Below are 17,652 nucleotides of genomic sequence, written 5' to 3'. Positions count from 1 at the left end.
TCGTACCTGCGGGCCTTGAGGATGATGTCCAGATGCGCCGACTGGCGGCCCGTGACCAGTCTCGCCGGTTTGTCCGATTCCGCCACGGCCATCTCCCTGTTCTGCAGTCCTGAATAGACGGTGTGCCATCGACGCTCGCTGCCAGCACACCATCGGGCATGAGCCACGCACGGTGGCTAATGCAAGTCGCGAGCTAAGTTTTACCCAGACAGGCGAAAACGGCACTCGGACGGGTCCGAAAAAATCACAGGGGATGACTCACGTGATGCATCGGTGCCCGCGTGCCCGATCGCCGAAGCGCCTTGGTTAAATCAATGAGCCACGATCGGTAGAGCGAAGACCTTGTGGGCCAGAGTTACCCACAGATTTCGTTGACAAGCTTGTGGAGAACGCCAAGGACGAGTGCCCTAAGCCGTTGATCGACTGGATATTTTCAGCTACGTAAGCGCGGGAGGCAGTGACGGGCTGCCGGGGCGAGGCCGCAATACGCCCACCGGCATATCAGCCGTCAAGCGTATTGAAGACACTCACTGCGCGGCAAGCTGCTTCATCTTCCCGTAGACGAATTGCCCGAAGTACCACGACAGATCGGAGTGGTTGAGGATATTCATATCGGAGAGCGCCCCCGCCTCGAGCTTCAGGCGGCGCAGCATGAGCTTGCCGGCCTGCGAGGCGATGTAGAGCCGCACCAGTTCCTTGCGGGTCTTCTCGTCGGCCGATTCGAAGTGCTCGCGGCCTTGCTTGACCTCCTCGTTGCGCTGCGAGCGCGCCTCTTCGTCGCGCGCCGCGATGCTCTGCTTGACCGCTGTGGTCGCCACCGTCCTGGCGGTCTCCTGAGCGGTCGCGGCCACGGCCAGCTCGCTCTGGATCGCCACCATCTTGCGCTCGGCCTCCGAGACCTGCCAGTCGTGGCTCAGCGCCTTCATCAGATAGCCCGCAGGGCTCTTGGTCACCTTGCCCTGGTTGAGCCGGAATCGCGTGTATTCGATGGCCTGCTGGATGCGCTCGTCGGTCCAGCTCATGCGATGCTCGGCGATCACGTCGAACTGCTTGTTGCTCAGGCCGAACTCCTCCTTGAGCGTGAGCAGCAGGTCATGCGCGTCGGGCTGCCGGGAGAGCAGCGCGGCGACCGTGTCCTTGCGCTTCATCCGGAAACGGATCTTGTTGATTTTGCGCGAGGTTTCCGAGTCGGCCCGGGTTTCGTAGCTGAGGTCGATGTCCGATAGCTCGTTGATCTGGCGCACCGCCGGATCAAGATACTTGGGCCGGAAATGCTTGAACTCCGACGCGCTCGTACCGAGTTTGCCGGGCCAGCGCCGCATGACGTCGAGCTCGATCCAGTCGGTCAAACCGGCCGCCACGAAGGGCAACACGTAGTCGTAGATCGCGCGCGCGTAGGTTTGCGAGAACGACGCCGTGATGCACAGGTTCAGCCAGTGATGCTTGTCGGGCCCGGTGATGTGGCGCAGCATGAGCGGCGGAACGCGGAACTGGATGCGCCCCTTGCCGATCTTCACGCTGCCCATCAGCTGCTCGGAAATCCACTGGTCGTCTTCGCTCGGCGCGCGGTCGGGCGGCGTGTCGGTCACCTCGATCAACACGCGCTGCGCTTCCTTGATGACGCTCTGCAAATGGCGCACGTTGCGGCTCTCATAGCGCATGAGCCACTTGAAGTAGTTCAGGTCGACATCGTAGATATCGCGCGGCGCGGGTTCCTGGGCGGCAATGAAATAGGCGGCGTCGATGAAACGGCGCGAAGACAGCCCAAGCCCATTGATGGCGACGAACACGTTGTTGCGCTGAAAACCGATCTCCCGCGTGCTCTCATTGATCGGCTGGCCGGACATCTCCTCAAAGAGACCCAGCGACATCTGCAGTGTTGTAGTCCTTCGCCCGCTCTCCTCCGACATACGCCCGCTCTCCCCGTCGACATTGGCGGGCACTCTATCACTACGCAAACACAAGTCAACACAATAAACGTTACCTCAAACAGCCCCGGAATTCGGCTCGCGCACAAAAAACGTACCTGATCGCACAAATATCTCTACAACAACGGCACATAAAACGGCACCTGGCTGCACATAAACCGGTGCAGTGCGCACATAGAACGGTGCTTTTGCACGGCAAGTGTTTGAAATGGAAGAGAACGCGTGCGTACGTTAGTTGGTTGGTGAGTTTTTATCTTTAAGTAAACAAACAAACCGCTCGCAAAAAAGATGCTCAACGCGAAATTTGACGTGTTGCGTCTCGCGATGCAGTGAGGGAATTCAAGGTGGATTAGCTTCGAAGCCCCACGTGTAAAGGCTCCCGGCATTGGGACACCTGAACTCAATCTGGCCTTCGCCCGCCGAAACCCGCGGAAGGGTAACGATTTCTGTGCAGTTCCGGTGGTCTATGGAAGTGGTTTCTGTGCAGAACGTCGATTGACTATCCAGGATTGAGCCGATTGTGATGACAGAGATCGGTGGGGCGCTACTCAGGGGGGACTCTCCGGCGCGAGGAACGCAAGGCAACGGATTTTGTGCACGGGCGAGCGACTCCGTGATAGCAACGTTTTTTGTGCACATCCTGGAAGCCGACGCTGGGGGTAACGATTATTGTGCGGTCGCGGTGCGATAGCTCGTTTGTTTGCCGTCTGCGTGAGGTAACGAAATTTGTGCAGCCTTGGCGTGGGAGGCACGTCCTGGTCGAATGGGACCGCCTGGTGATCGTGAAATGGTGGCTGTACTGGGCGCGGTGAGGGAATCGGGTAACGGTTTTTGTGCAATGCGGTGGCAGGGCGCGCGCGGCAAGCCTTTCTCAGCGAGTACGGTAACGGTTTTTGTGCAATTGTGGCCGGCCAGCCTAGGTAGCAGAAATCTGGAAGCACAAAAATCGTTACCCGGCCGCCAGATTCGAGCGTGCTGGGAGATCAGCCGCTCGAACTGCACAAAAACCGTGACTGCGCGATGCGCATGCGAGCGATAAAGCCAGCACGGAAAGTTCCGCAGTCGGATTTGCACAAAAACCTCGACCGGCGCAGTTGCTGCGAAGTGCTCTGGCCCCGGCGATTTGCACAAAAAACAGGCATGCCGGAGAGAAAGGGCCTACAGAGGCCTTGGTGACGTTGCGAGTTTTGTTGGTACTTTGCCCTTGGGAATGTCCCACGAGGGCAACACGGGCCGTTTTGAAGGGTCATTTTTTTTCATATCGCCCTCAATTAGTGTGTTTTCATACGCTTTTGCTGTATTCTACGCTTTATCCAAATTCTGATAAAAAGCGTATTAATGGCGAAAACTATCGAATTGCCGTCGATCGATCGACGTGTGGATCTTTCCGCGATCACCGAATTTGCCGAAGAGGCCGGTCGTCTATCTGAAGAGCTTCGGGAGATGATGCTGGCGCCGCGGCCGCGAAAGATGGCGCCCACATTTACGTCCGCTCAGGTCGCAGAGATGTGCGGCATTGATCGCATCAAACTGAACAACCTGCTTGCCACCCGCGAGGGCCTCCCGCAAGGCGTGGCACAGGGGTCCGGGCGCAGCCGGGTCTTCACCCTGCCCGAAGCGCGAACCTGGGTCCAGCAGGTTTCCGATATTTATCAGACACCGCTCCATACCGGCGTGCGCGATGCCGACGGCAAGGTGATCCTCGTTGCCAACTTCAAGGGCGGCTCGACGAAAACGACCACGACCATGTGTCTCGCCCAGGGCCTGACCTTGCGTGGCCGCAAGGTGCTGCTGATCGACCTGGATCCGCAAGCGTCGCTGACTGAACTCTGCGGTCTGTATGCCGAAAAGGAAGTGACTGAGGATAGCACGGTCCTGCCGTTCATCTACGACCCGCATATGGAAGGCGGTCTGCTGAATTTTGTGCAGGAAACCTACTGGGACGGGCTTGACGTCATTCCCGCGCACCCTACGCTGTTTTCCGCGGAGTTCCATATTCCCGGTACCGTGATCAAGAACCCGGGGTTCAAGTTCTGGGATCTGCTGCGCCAGGGGGTGGAGGTGCTGCGCAAGCAATACGACTACATCATTCTGGATACGGCGCCGTCGCTGTCCTATCTCACGATCAACGCGCTCATGGCCGCTGACGCCATGGTCATGCCGCTCGTGCCCGAAAGCCTGGACTTCATCAGCTCGGTCTCGTTCTGGAGCCTGTTTTCGGACCTCGCGCACACGATCATGGAACGCGGCGACGAGAAGACGTACGACTTCGTTTCCGTCCTGCTTTCTAAGGTCGATTACGGCAAGACGTCGTCGGCACCGGTCGTGCGCTCATGGGTGCAGCGGACTTACAAGGACTGGGTGAACGCGCTCGAGGTGCCGGCCAGCTCCGCGATGAGCAACGGCGCACTCGCCATGGCTACCGTGTTCGACATCAGCAAGGGAGACCTCGCTGACAAGACGGTGGCGCGCGTGCGTCAGCCGCTGACTGATTACGTACAGTGGATCGACGATCTCTACGTAGAACAATGGAGGGCCGGCAAGTGAGTTCATTCCGCGACAAGATGGCGGCGAAGACCCGTGAACTCGGTTCGTCGTCGGAGCGGCCAGCGGCCGAACGGCCGGCAGCCGTCGCTCCGGCCGAGCCGCCGCGCCGCAGCAGCGCGTTCAAGACCGGGCCCGGCATGCTCGGCGCGTTGGCGGTGGCGCAGCAGCGCATCCAGGAACTGGAGAACACGAGCGACAAGCTCATGCTTCCGGTGAACGCGATTCAGCCGAACCCGTGGCAGCCGCGCAAGATTTTCAGCGACGAGGGCCTTGCCTCGCTGGCTGAATCGATCCGCGAAGTCGGGCTTGTCGAGCCGATCGTCGTGCGCCGCGCGGAGAACGGCTATCAGCTGATCGCCGGCGAACGACGCCTTCGCGCGCACGCCCTGATTCAGGCGGAGGACATTCGTGCCTCCGTGATCGAGTGCTCCGATCAGGACATGGCAGTGCTCGCGCTCGTGGAAAACGTCGGTCGCGAAGATCTCACCGATTACGAGATTGGGCAATCGCTGCGCCGAGCCGAACGGGAGTTTCCGACGCGCAAGCGCATGGCCGAGGCGTTGGGAATGTCGCGCAAAGGCCTGTACCGGTTCTTGGCCTTTGAAAATCTGCCGGATTTCATCCGACGCGATCTTGATTTGAATCCGCGTCTGCTTGGCGGGTCGGCCGCTGACGAGGTTGTTTCGGCAATCAAGAAGTTCGGCTCGGCGGGTCATTCGGCAGCGCGCGAGTTGTGGCCGGCCGTGGTCGGCCGGACGCTGGATCAAGGCAAGCTGGCCGCAGCGATCGGAGCGCAAGCCAGTCGGGGGGAGTCGACCGAAAGCGTATCCGAGCGCAGCATCGAGAAGATCTTTTCGGGCAAGAGCCACGCCGGCAGCATTACCAAAGACACCAACAGCTTTACGGTGAAACTCAAGACGGGTGTGTTGTCGGATGCCCAGGAAACGCAAATCCGGGAGCTGATCAGTCAGCTGTTCAATGTGAAACCCGGCTGATTGAGCCTTGAGGTTGTTGATGGAGATGGGAGCCCGCTTCGGCGGGCTTTTTCTTTTTGCGGGTTAGATTGTGTCGAGTTGACACACTTGGGATCGTTGGACGAGAGCGACGGGCGAGGGACGAGCGTGTGTCGAGTCGACACATGGGCAAGGTGGGTCGCGGCGGGAAGGTATGGGCTGGGAGGATGCTGTGCGTGGCGCGCGGATTCCAGTTCTGGCCAGGGCGTCGAGGGTTGGTTGTAGGGACCAGCGTATCAAGGCGTTGTGACCGTCGACGTGGCTCGTGTGTCGAGTCGACACACAGCGATGAGAGGGAGTTTGGCTTGCGTCGTGCCGAGTTGAGTGGGCGTCGGAAATGGCTGTGGCCACCTGCGGATCGGTCGTGTGTCGACTCGACACACGACCGATCGTGCTCGCCGAACGACGAAGGCTATGGCCGCATCGACTACCGCCGTCGGCGGTGCCTACCGGCTGCCGTCGGCGGGAGGCGTGCTCGAAAACCGCGAGCGGCGATCCTCGAATTCATTTGCTTTGGGTTGGACGCTGTGTCGAGTCGACACACGCGGACCGTGGCTGCAAACCGCGAGCGCCATGGGACGCACGATAGCGAGCATGGGGTGAGGTCATCTCCCCAGCACGTTCATCGTGCTGGGTGTAAGAACGAGAGGGCGATCCATCGCCTGTTTGGGTCGCCTGCAGACTTGCCGCCCGGATCAGTGTGTCGAGTCGACACACTGTCGCTGCTTCCTCGCCGTCGCCGCCTGAGGGGATTGCGATCCAGGACTCGCCTCATCGGCGGCAGAGCGAAAACAAGGCATGAGGTCAGCCTCTCCGGCTGCACACATCGTGCGGTGCGCGGGGCCATGGCCCATTGCTCAGGTGCTGATCAGTTGGCCGAGGCGGTGTGTCGAATCGACACACGGTCGTTGGCTCCCCACGGTAGTGGCCTCGGGCGACTGTGATCTGGGCCATGCCAGATCGGTGGCGTGCGCGGTTCGTGAGGAAGCCAATACGTCCAAAGCTCTTGCCCCCACGTGTGAAAAAGCGATCCGCTCGCGCAGACGTCTCTAGCGCCGGCCGCCACGGTTGCAATCAGCGTAGCCAGCGCGTGTGTCGTATCGAGCGCGCCCGTGTGTCGACTCGACACACCGCGGGCATATCTCAACTCTGTGTGGCGTCAAATAAGGGCTACCTGCTCGCCAGTGGAAGACGAGGACGCCTCCGCAGCTCCGGCCGAGATCAAGCCGCTTTGAAGAACTGGAGAAGCGCCATATTCGGCATCGCCTCCTAAAGAACAAGTGCTGCGGGCAATAGGCGTGAGCTATTGCATGGTCCAGTGGGCTGCATCGAACGATGTACCGGCCACACCTATGACTTGCAGTTGCTGAGTGCCGTATGGACCAATCGCCACGTTGCGCCAACGACTGGTTTGACCGCCGAATCGCCAGGACGGAGAGACATCCACGTGGCCTGAGGCATGGCTTGCCAATATGCCTGCCTTAATTTTCCCCCGACTCCTTCTCGGCAATGAGCATCCTCCGTCTACGCGCCACAACAAATTTTCACGCCTTGCGCTCGTCCGCAATCAGGGTACGAGCACAGTCCGCCCATCTTGCCAACGTCTTGGCGGCGACGGGCCGCACCATGTCCTTGCGTCCGTTGCTCGCGCTTTGCATTGAGATTCCAACCCAGTTGCCTCCGACATAGCCGAAGCAGCGCCGCTCAGTTATCCCCACGTGACGCTTCTTTTCGGGAGGACCGGCAGGCAAGCGGGTGACAGGATGGCTAGCCTGCCGGTCAAAAGCGAGCCTGTTGTGTGCGGCGTGGGAGTGGGGTAGTGCCGCTCGTCACGGTGACGTCTCACGGCGTTTGTCCGCCGTGTCCCCGCACTGAGCCTGCTCGTCAATTCGTTGCTCAGCCGGCAAGCGACAGTGGAGCATGACTGCTCGTCACTGAATCAGTCCCCGTTATCCGTTCAGCAGCCAGGTATCATAAATGCAACTAACTGACAGATCCGTACAGTACCAGCGAGGACGAAGCGAGCAACGTAGGACGCGCGCGCCCAGTGCTCCGGCCACCTAAAGCGAGCAAGCAAAGTAGCGATCGGCGCGCCAACATCGAAGATATACAGCAGAGGAGTCGAGCACCTCAGATAAGCGAGCCAATCGCACATCGACCTAAACGAGGAGAACAACAGCACCATCGCAGAAAGCTAAACGGCGCGCCGCGCCGATCCTGCCTCAGAAAGCCATCAACTAGCGTGAAACATTTCTCTCTAAACTGAGAAATCGGCGAAACTCTTATCCCACGGGCGTTTCATGCCTGAAACAATCCAAATTCTAGTACTTGTTTCACGGGGATAACGGCTCTCCGACCCCGAAACACGGTCAGAATCGTCGCCAGCGAGCTAAAGCCCATCTCATCGGCACTAATCGTATATTTCACTACGTATTTTGTAGTTCTCGAACTTGGGGCGAAGTAATGTGCGAAGCAGCGCTTCACCCTTCGACGCACGACGTTACCCGAATCCGACCCATCCGCGTCGATTAAAATTGGGCCCCATTGCCGAGCCCCACTCCAGGGCTTCGCGATCCGGGGTCACACTCATGCCCAAATCGCCAGCGCGCATCACTTGCCGTTCGCGCGATAAAACAGCAATCGCCCTTTTTCCATCCAGCGCCCGCAAACACAATAGAGGACACGTCGTGAAGTTCATCCACGCGGCAGACCTACACCTCGACAGCCCACTACATGGCCTGAGCGCCTATCCCGATGCGCCGGTCGCCCAATTGCGCAATGCCACGCGGGAGGCGTTGCGCCTGCTCGTCGATCGGGCCATCGAAGAAGAGGTCGCGTTCGTCGTCATCGCCGGCGATCTCTACGACGGCGACTGGAAGGACCACAACACCGGCATCTTCTTCGGCCAGCAGATGGGGCGTCTGCGCAAGGCCGGCATTCGCGTCTTCGCGTTGTGGGGCAACCACGACGCGGAAAGCGAAATGACCAGGAAGCTCACATTGCCGGACAACGTGGTGGTGTTCAATCATCGCAAGCCTGAAACCCATGCGCTGCACGACATCAAGGTGGCGCTGCACGGACAGAGCTTCAAGGACAAGGTCGTGGTCGAAAATCTCGCCGTGGGCTACCCATCGCCGGTTTCCGGTTACTACAACATCGGTGTGCTCCATACCGCGCTCGAAGGTTATGCCGCGCATGCGACTTACGCACCATGCACGCGTTCCGAATTGCACGCGAAGGGCTACGACTATTGGGCGCTAGGTCACGTCCACGAATTTCAGCAGTGGGCGGAAGCGTCGACCATCGTATTCCCCGGCAATCTGCAGGGCCGGCACATCCGCGAAACGGGGCGCCGGGGCGCCGTGCTCGTGAGCGTCGAGGGCGGCCGCACGGAGGTCGAGCGTCTCTATCTCGACGTGCTGCGCTGGGAGTCGGTGCGTGTCGATGCGAGCGACTGCGAAAGCGTCGCGGATCTGTCGCGCAAGATCGGCGCCGCGCTCGAAGCGCTGCTGTCCGTCGACGCGCATGTGCCGCGCGCGGTGCGCGTGACGGTAACGGGCAAGTCGCCGGCACATGGACTCTTTTTCGGGCGCGCTACGCAATTGCGCGCGGAAGTGCTCAACCAGATCGGCATTATCGGCAATGACAAGCTGTGGCTGGAAAAGGTCAAGCTCGAAACGAGCGCGGCCGATACGGCTGCTGCACAGAACGAGCAGATCGAAGCGCTCGCCGATCTCAAACTGCTACTCGAAGCCGCCACGCAAGACGCCGAATTTCTCGCGCTGCTCGAACGCGATTTGCGCGCCTTCGTCGGTAAAGTGCGCAGCGAAGTGAAAGAAGACGCGCCACTGCTCGAACTCGCCCGCGAGAGCAAACTCGCCGCGCTGGTGGAGCAGGTCGGCCCCGCGCTGCTTGCGCGCCTTTCCACGGGAGAATGACCAGTGCGTCTCAAGCAACTCGATTTGATCAAATACGGCAAGTTCACCGATACGACCCTGCCGTTTCCCCACGCCGCGCACGATTTCCATGTCATCGTGGGGCCAAACGAAGCGGGCAAGTCCACAGTGCGGACCGCTGTGTCGGAGTTGTTGTTCGGCATGCGCCTGCAAACCCCGCTCGATTTTCTCCATAACACGCCGGAATTGCGCATTGGCGGCGTGCTGGAAAACGGCGCGGCCGAGCAACGATTTCATCGCGCGCGCGGCCGCAACTCGCTGCGCACCCCGCAGGACGACAAACTGCCCGACGACTTTCTCGCCGCATTTCTCGATGGCACGAGCAAGGAGTTCTTCGAGCAGATGTTCGGCCTCGATCATGCGCGGCTCGTTGAAGGCGGGCGCAGCATTCTCGACGCATCGGACAAGCTCGGCCAGGTCTTGTTCGAATCGGCGGCGGGTGTGGGGAGCCTCGGGCCCGTGCGCGAGGAACTGGAGAATCGCGCGGCCGAACTCTGGGCTCCACGACGCAGCGGCAGTGCGTACGCACAAGCGGAAACGTCGTTCGCCGAGGCAACGAGTGAACTGAAGGCCGCGCAGGTGCGCACGCGCGATTGGGTCGAGAAGAAAGACGCGCTCGAAGCGGTCGAACAGGCTATCGAGCGTTTGCGCGTCGAACAGCGCGGTCTCGAATCGCAGCGCTCGAAGCTCGAACGCGTGCGCCGCCTCGCTCCCTATATAGAAGAGCTTTCGCTCAAGCAGAACGAGTTGGCCGCATTGGGCGAGGTCATCGATTTGCCGCCCACCGCGCATGCCGATCTGTTAAAGGCGCAAGCCGACATTGCCGCCGAGCGCAAAGTGCAGGAAGCGCGCCAGGCCGATCTAGCCGGCAAAGAAGCGTCACGTGACGCGATCGAGCCCGATCGTGCGGCACTTGCGCTCGCTGCTGAAATCGACGCGCTCGACGCGCTGCGCGGCGAATGCGTCAATCATCCGCGCGAATTGCTGGTGCGTGAAACCGAGATCCGCAACCATCTCGACGCCGCGTTCGCGGCTGCGGCACAGCTTGGCTGGCCGGGTGACGAAGCCGCATTGCGCGCGGCGTTGCCCGGCGCGCTCGCGCTGAAAACGGTGACGAACCTGCTGCGCGATCACGGTCTTCGCGAGCAGGCGCTCACGACGGCGCGCGAGGCACATGACGAACAGACGCGCAAGCTCGCACAACTGCAGGAGCAGCTTGTGCGCCTGCCCGGCATCGATGTGCCGCATGCGTTGCACGCCGCGCTCGACGATGCGCGCGACTTCCGCAACAGCCTGACGAAGGAAAGCGCGCTTGAGCGCGAACTGGCGGATGCGCTGCGCACGGTCGAAGAGAAATGCCAACTACTGGGCCAGTGGAGCAAGCCGGTGGCAGCGCTGCGCGCGCTCGACCTGCCCTCGGCGACGCGCCTGGCCGCCCTGCAAAAGGAAGAAAGCGAGCGCATGAGCGCGGTGGCCGCAGCGCGAGAAGCGGCCGCGGTCGCGCAAGAAGAGATCGAGCGTTTCGAATTGCAGGAGACGCATTTCACGCAGGGCAACAAGGTGGTCACGACTGCGGAGGTGCAGGCGGCGCGCACGCGCCGCGATAGCGCGTGGGACGAAGTCAAGGCGGAGCGCGTCAGTCTCGCGGATGGTGCGCCTGCCGTGGACGACGCGATGCGCCTCGCCGACGAACTCGTCGACGCGCAGCTCGGCACTTCGCAGGCGGCGGCCACATTGCAGAACTTGCGTCAGCAAGTCGAAATAGCGCGCGCGAATGCGCAGCGCAAGCTGGCAGCATTACGCGAACGCGAGCGCGAACTCGAAGCCTTTCGCAACACCTGGACGCAAATTGCAATCGACGCGCAACTGGCTGGCATGCCGCTTGCGGACATGGGCGCGTGGCTCGCGAATCGCGAAGCGGCACTCAATGCACAGAGCGAAAGCGATCGCCGCGCGAGCGAGCTTGAAGCGCGTCGAGCGGCGCGCATCACCGCGCATGCGGCGCTACTCGAAACCTTGCGCCCCGTGGCGCAGGCGAATGAAGACGATGCGCTGACGACATTGATCGGCATGGCGGACACCGTCGTGCAATCGGCTCAAAAGAGCGCCGTGCAGCGCGAAGGTCTGGAAGCACAGATTCGCGACGCCGAACGCGCGAGTGAATCCGCGCAATCCCGCTTGACGATTGAACAGGACGCCTACGCAAAGTGGCAGACCCAATGGCGCGAAGCGCTCGCGCAAGCGAATCTCGGCGCGCGCGCGGCGACGCTCGCGGCGGCGGAAGGCGCCGTCGAACTCGCCAATGCCATTGCAGCCGCTTTTTCGGATGCCGAAGCACCCCGCAACCGCATTCGTGCGATCCGCACGCAATTAGCGATGCTGGAAACCGACGCGCGACGCCTCGCCGAAGCGCTCGCGCCCGAATGGCCCGCATCGAGCGATGTCATCGACGTGGCGCGTCAGCTTGCAGCGCGACTCGCTACCGCGCGCGAAACGGCGAAATCCCTCGCCCAGGCCGATGCCGACGTGCAGGTTGCCCGCACGCGCGTGGCCGATGCCGCCGCGGCGGTGGCGGGCGCACAGGCGCGCATCGAACCCATTCTGAGGCTCGCGGGCGCAAACGAAATCGACGCGGCATTGCCGCTCGCCGAGCGTTCCGACGCGCGCCGCGCGCTGTCGAAAGCGATCTCGGCCGCGCGGGACACGCTCGTGCGCGAAGGCGACGGCCTTGCGCAGGAGGCCATCGCAGCGGAGATCGCGGAGCAACCCATCACCGAGGTGCCCGCGCTGCTCGCAACCGTGAACCAGAAACGCGAAGCGGGCGAGCGCGCGTTGAGCGAGTGCCTGCAGCAACAGGTGAGCGCGAGGCAAGCGTTCGATGCGATCAACGGCCAGGCCAATGCCGCGCTCGCCGAAGCAAAGCGCCAGGAAGCCCTGAGCGCCATGGGCGAAGCCGCGGAGCAATATCTCGAAGCCGCGACTGCGAGCCGCCTGCTCAAATGGGCAACGGATCGCTATCGCGACCAGAAGCAGGGGCCGATGCTGCGTCGCGCGGGTGAAATATTCAGCGGACTCACGCTCGGTGATTTCGCGAGGCTCGTGGTGGATAACGAACGCAATCCGCCCGCATTGCATGCGCGCCGCAGCAATGGCAAAACCGTGGAAGTAGGTGGAATGAGTGAAGGCACGCGCGACCAGCTTTTTCTCGCCCTGCGCATCGCGGCCCTCGAATTGCAACTGGTGAGCAAGGCAGCGCTGCCCTTCGTTGCCGACGACCTCTTCATCAATTTCGACGACGAGCGCGCAAAGGCCGGTTTCGCTGCATTACGGAATCTCTCCGCGAAAACCCAGGTGTTGTTTCTCACGCACCACGATCACCTTTTGCCCATGATTCGCGAGATATTTGGCGCGCAGGTCAATGTCGTCGAATTGCAGCGCGCGCCTGCCGTTACGTAGCGGTGCGAATGTTGCTCAATGAAAATTCATGGGGACTTTGTTTGCAGAATGATCAATAGTCTGATCAGGAAACATGTTTTCCACTACAAAACATTCGTTTAAATTTGCCAGCATGCGTGATTTGACTTCATAATCACCTTGTCTTTCGCGACGCCCCGGCCGACAAGATCGCAATTCGATCGGCCAGTGACGGTTGAAGGGTGTCCGTAAAAACCGTGAATAAGGAGGTGTGAATGGTCACCCTGGATGCAATTCAATCGAAGATCGCAAAGCTGCAAAAGCAGGCCGAATCGATCGTGGAAAAACAAGCGTCGGTCGGTCTCACGAAAATTCGCGATCTGATGGCCAGACATGGCCTGAGCGTGGCCGACATCGACCGTTTTATCGGCAAGAAGCGCGGCCGCAAGCCTGGTAAAGGCGTCAAAGCCGCCGGTGCAAAGCGCACTGTTGCAGCCAAATACGCCGATCCGAAAACGGGCGCCACGTGGACCGGCCGCGGCCGTGCGCCGGCATGGATTCGCGACGTGAAAGACCGTTCGAAATTCCTGATCGACGGCAGCGCGGCAAAGGTCGCTACGAAGGCCGCTACCAAGGTCGCACGCAAACCGCGCGCCAATGCGGCGGCGGTGAAAAAGACCGCGGCGAAGCGCGCCAAGGCCGCGCCCGCGAAGAAAGCCGCACCCGCAAAACGGGCGGCGCGTAAAACGGCGGGCCGTAGAACTGCCGCAAAGCCGGCACAAGCCGCAGCGGCTGCTTAATAAAGCCGCTGAGAAAAGCGCATAAGCGATATTCGCTTGCGAACCGGTGGCCGCGCCGGCGTTTCGACGCCCGCGGCCATTTTCACATGAGCGGCGCGAAACGACGCGCGCCTATTGCCCTGATTGTCACCGATGTCCGGCCTTTCATTTTCCTCGGGCCTTCTCGCGCCCCATCTGCAGTCGCTCGACCTACTTCAATTGCTCGGCATTGCGGTTGCGCTCGTGCTGGGCGGTATGGTGAAGGGCGTGACCGGCATTGGCGTGCCGCTCGTGGCCATGCCCATCGTCACGCTTTTTTTGCCGGTCAAGGAAGCGGTGCTGCTGCTGTCCATGCCGATCATTCTCGGCAATATTCCGCAGGCGCTGGAGGGGGGCGAAATGCTGCCTACCGTGCGCAATATCGCGGCGCCATTGATTGGCACCGTAATCGGCAATGTGATTGGGGTGTCGGTGCTGATCGCGCTGGAGCCGCATCACGCCCAGGCGGCCTCGGGCGTGGCGTTGATCGTGGCGGCGTTGCTTTTGCTCGTCTCGCCGCGTTTCAAACTCGCGCCTGCGCTCGCGAAGCCAGTGGGTTTCGTGCTCGGTTTTGGGGCGGCGCTCATGGAGAGCATCGCCGCCGTGCCGGGGCCGTTGCTCGCCATGTATCTGATCGCGTCGGGCGCCACGGGCCGCGTCTTCACAAAACAGATTGCGATCATTCTCGTCGTTTCGGTCATCACGCTCATCACGGCGTTCAGCCACGGCGCGCACGCCAATCTCGTCGATCTCGCGATTTCGGCGGCGGCCAGCGTGCCCGCCATCGCGGGCATGCTGCTCATTCGACCGTTGCGCGACAACCTGCATCCGCTCGCGTTTCGCGTGGTCGTGCTCGTGTGCGTGCTGGCCGCAGCCGTACAAATGATCGTCAAATCGCACGTCCTGTTTTGACGATCACCTGACTCAATGGCTGATCGCTTCGAGCGAGAGCCCGCGCGTCACCGGTCCAAGCAGAATCATCACGATGCCCACGACCATCGAAGCGCCAATGAACACCGCTACGCCAGGCACACCGTAATGATGGAGCAGGATGCCGATGGCGAGCCCCGCGAACGCGGCGGCAATGCGGCTCCACGAATACACGAAGCCGACGGCGCGAGCGCGGATACGCGTAGGGTAAAGCTCGGCCTGATAACCGTGATAGGCGTACGACATCACGTTCGAAGCGAGCGTGAACAGCACGCCCAGCACGATCAGGACCCACGGCTGCGTGGCTTGCGCGAATAGCGTAATCACGATCGCCATGATGAGGAGGCCGCCGACGATCTGCGTCTTGCGCTCCAGCTTGTCGGCGAACCACACGCCAATCAGCGGTCCGAATGGATTGGCGATGGCAATCACAAAGGCGTACGCAAGACTTTGCGTGATGTGGACGCCACGGGCGATCAGCAGCGTCGGCACCCATGCGGCGAAGCCGTAAAAGCCGATCACCTGCGCCATGTTGAAAATCGACAGAATCACCGTGCGCCGCAAATACGGCGCACGCAATATTTCGCCAAGCGAGCCGCGCCCGGCCTTTTCAAGCGAGATCGGCCCGAGCGGCGGCAAAGCCGTGCCCGTTTCGGCGGCAACGCGCCGCTCGATGTCGGCGACGATGCGTTCCGCTTCGTCCTCGCGGTCATTACGCGCGAGCCAGCGCGGGCTTTCGGGAATGCTCCGGCGCAGGAACCACACCACCACCGCGCCCACCGAGCCGATCAGGATCACCACGCGCCAGTAGTCGAGGCCGATGGGATGCGTGTCCTTGAGGATATAGGCGAGAAACGCGACCACGGGCACCACGCTGAACGTGATGAACTGGTTGACCGCATAGGCGCGGCCGCGCTCGCCGCTCGGGATCAACTCGGAAATGTACGTGTCGATGGTCACGAGCTCGATGCCAATGCCGATGCCGGCAATGAAGCGCCAGATATTGAGCGCCTGGCCGCTCGTCTGAAACGCCATGATCGCCGTGCAGACGATGTACCAGATCAGCGACCACGTGAAGATCATGCGCCGCCCGAACCGGTCGGCGACCTGGCCGAACGCGAGCGCGCCGACCCACAGCCCGGCGAAGGTCGAGAACACGAAGGTGCCGAAGCCGGCCACCTTGAGCGGCCCGAGCGCGGAAAAGAAGCCGAGCGATTCCGGTGTGAAAAGACCCGAATGCACCATGCCGGGCGCGACATAGCCCGTGAAGAAGAGGTCGTAAAACTCGAATACGCCGCCGAGCGACAGCAGAATCACCATCGACCAGACTGTGCGCGACGGCGGCAGTCGGTCGAAGCGGGCGGCAATTTCCGCCGATTTTTCAATGGACATCCCGATTCCTCATTACATTTTGAAAGCGTGTAGGGAACAAAATGTGCCTGCGTCGATGTCTTTGCATGGGTTGCGCGCGACGTATGCAAATGCCGATACAGGCCATAGCACGCACTTTATTGATGCATTGACATGGAAGCACCTGGTTGAAACCCAAATGCGTTGCGCTTATGGCAATGCCGCGCTTCGCAATGCCGCTTATTCCAACGCAAGCGGCAACGAATCGGCACGCTTTACGCGATGCTCGCGCCTGTGTGGCTCACGCGGTTGCGGCCGGCGTGTTTGGCCGCATACAACGCGGCATCGGCGGCTTCGATCAGCGCATTGGGGGACGACGCAACGATCGCGTCGCGCGTGGCGCAGCCCGCGCTCACCGTGACGAGGCCGCCTGCGGCGGGAGAGGGAATGCCGAGCTGCTCGACGGCGGCGCGTGCGCGTTCGGCGAGCGCCGCGGCTTCGTCCGCGCCGGTATCGGGCAGGACGAGCGCGAATTCTTCGCCGCCATAGCGCGCGACGAAGCCGCCTGGCGCGTGGAGCGTGCTCGCAAGCGTGGCGGCGAGCGCGCCTGCTACGGCGCCGAGGCAGGCGTCGCCGTGCAGATGGCCGAAGGCGTCGTTGTAGTGCTTGAAGTGATCGACATCGAGCATCACGAGCGAGAGCGGCTGGCCGCTACGCGCGGCGCGCTCGAAGGCCTGGCGAAACTGCTCGTCGAAATAGCTGCGGTTGTAGACACGCGTGAGCGCATCGCGTGCGGAGGCGCGGATCAGCGTGGCGTGTTCTTCCGCGAGCTGGCGATAGAGCGCCGTCACTTCCCACACGAGCACGCACACGAGCACGCCTGGCGCGAACATGCTGAACACGCGCGCGACATACCAGCCCACCGTGAAGCGCTCGATGCTGAGCGTATTGAGCGCGGCGTCGACGAGCGAGGCGAGCAGCGCCACCACGATCCACAAATCGAGCACGAGGCGCAGCCGTCCCTTGAGCAGCACGAGTGCGATGGCGATCAGGTTGAGCGCGCAAATCACCAAGCCCGCGAGATTGTTCGCGATGGCCGACGCCGGCGAGGAAGCAGCGGCCGGCGCAGCGTTCGCAACGTCGCGAAACGGCGCGGCGAGATCGACGTGCGTGACGAGCACGCCGAGCAGGGCGGCGACCGCCGCCGGGCCCGCGATCAGCAGCCAGCCGCGCGCGTCGAGACGTTCGCGGGCGAACGGCGGGGCGGGCAGGCGCTTTCTCACCAGTTCGGCCACGATGACGAGCGCGGGAAAGCCCGCGTGCCAGAACACCCACATCCATGCCGCGCTATGCGGGAGCGCGCCGAGCAGCCCCGTGCGCGCGAACACGCCAGGAAACATCAATAGCTGCAGTGCGACGGTAATGGCCGTGAACGCGTAGGCGCCACCCAGCGCGGCGAGCATGGCCACGCGCGTAGCCGCGAAACGCGCGCCCAGCAGGAATGCCGCGATGCTCGACGTGGTGAACACCGTGAGCGCGCACATCGGCATAAACGGGGCGATGCCAGGCAAAGTGTCGCGCGCATGCGGCGCCGCGAGCGCGAGCGTGAGGAGGATCGCAAATGCGCATACGCTGGCGAAGAGCGCCTGCCTGCGTGTTGCCGGACCGATCAGCAAGCCGTCCATATGATGACTAT

General features: G+C 61.8%; 9 protein-coding genes. 6 read left to right on the top strand and 3 right to left on the bottom strand.

All coding sequences use genetic code 11. The features are described from left to right. Window positions 1–527: 527 nt before the first annotated feature. Entirely contained in the window at window positions 528–1,910 is a 1,383-nt protein-coding gene (locus A3CW_RS0140915) for a replication initiation protein (protein WP_028208685.1), read from the bottom strand. A gap of 1,356 nt (window positions 1,911–3,266) precedes the next feature. Here A3CW_RS0140915 and A3CW_RS0140910 point away from each other — a divergent pair. From A3CW_RS0140910 to A3CW_RS0140885, 6 genes are all read left to right on the top strand, one after another. Further along, window positions 3,267–4,475, top strand: coding sequence for an AAA family ATPase (locus tag A3CW_RS0140910; RefSeq protein WP_028208684.1), 1,209 nt, complete (start codon window positions 3,267–3,269; stop codon window positions 4,473–4,475). After that, window positions 4,472–5,470: a ParB/RepB/Spo0J family partition protein gene (locus A3CW_RS0140905; RefSeq protein WP_028208683.1), complete on the top strand. Its 999-nt coding sequence runs from the start codon at window positions 4,472–4,474 to the stop codon at window positions 5,468–5,470. Before A3CW_RS0140910 ends, A3CW_RS0140905 begins: the two co-directional genes overlap by 4 nt. A 2,705-nt stretch (window positions 5,471–8,175) precedes the next feature. Then, on the top strand, window positions 8,176–9,426 hold the full coding sequence (locus tag A3CW_RS0140900; protein ID WP_028208682.1) for a metallophosphoesterase family protein: 1,251 nt from the start codon (window positions 8,176–8,178) through the stop codon (window positions 9,424–9,426). 3 nt (window positions 9,427–9,429) lie between these two features. Then, window positions 9,430–12,900 carry an ATP-binding protein gene (locus A3CW_RS0140895; RefSeq protein ID WP_028208681.1) on the top strand — a complete coding sequence of 1,157 codons (3,471 nt, stop codon included), beginning with the start codon at window positions 9,430–9,432 and terminating at the stop codon, window positions 12,898–12,900. 233 nt (window positions 12,901–13,133) lie between these two features. Next, entirely contained in the window at window positions 13,134–13,658 is a 525-nt protein-coding gene (locus A3CW_RS49360) for an H-NS histone family protein (protein WP_035515473.1), read from the top strand. A gap of 132 nt (window positions 13,659–13,790) precedes the next feature. Next, the gene (locus A3CW_RS0140885; RefSeq protein WP_028208680.1) at window positions 13,791–14,588 is read left to right on the top strand and encodes a TSUP family transporter; all 798 of its coding nucleotides are present in this window, start codon (window positions 13,791–13,793) and stop codon (window positions 14,586–14,588) included. A 12-nt stretch (window positions 14,589–14,600) separates the two neighbouring features. On the opposite strand, the gene A3CW_RS0140880 is transcribed toward A3CW_RS0140885, so the two are convergent. Together A3CW_RS0140880 and A3CW_RS0140875 are read right to left on the bottom strand one after the other, a co-directional pair. Then, window positions 14,601–15,926 carry an MFS transporter gene (locus A3CW_RS0140880; protein ID WP_211254130.1) on the bottom strand — a complete coding sequence of 442 codons (1,326 nt, stop codon included), beginning with the start codon at window positions 15,924–15,926 and terminating at the stop codon, window positions 14,601–14,603. 305 nt (window positions 15,927–16,231) lie between these two features. After that, window positions 16,232–17,641, bottom strand: a complete 1,410-nt coding sequence (locus A3CW_RS0140875; protein WP_028208678.1) for a diguanylate cyclase domain-containing protein — start codon at window positions 17,639–17,641, stop codon at window positions 16,232–16,234. Window positions 17,642–17,652: the final 11 nt, after the last annotated feature.

Origin of the sequence: Paraburkholderia nodosa DSM 21604 (assembly GCF_000519185.1) — a bacterium.
GTDB classification, from domain to species: domain Bacteria; phylum Pseudomonadota; class Gammaproteobacteria; order Burkholderiales; family Burkholderiaceae; genus Paraburkholderia; species Paraburkholderia nodosa.
Note: the sequence above shows the minus strand (reverse complement) of the source record. Positions and strands in the feature narration are given on the sequence as shown.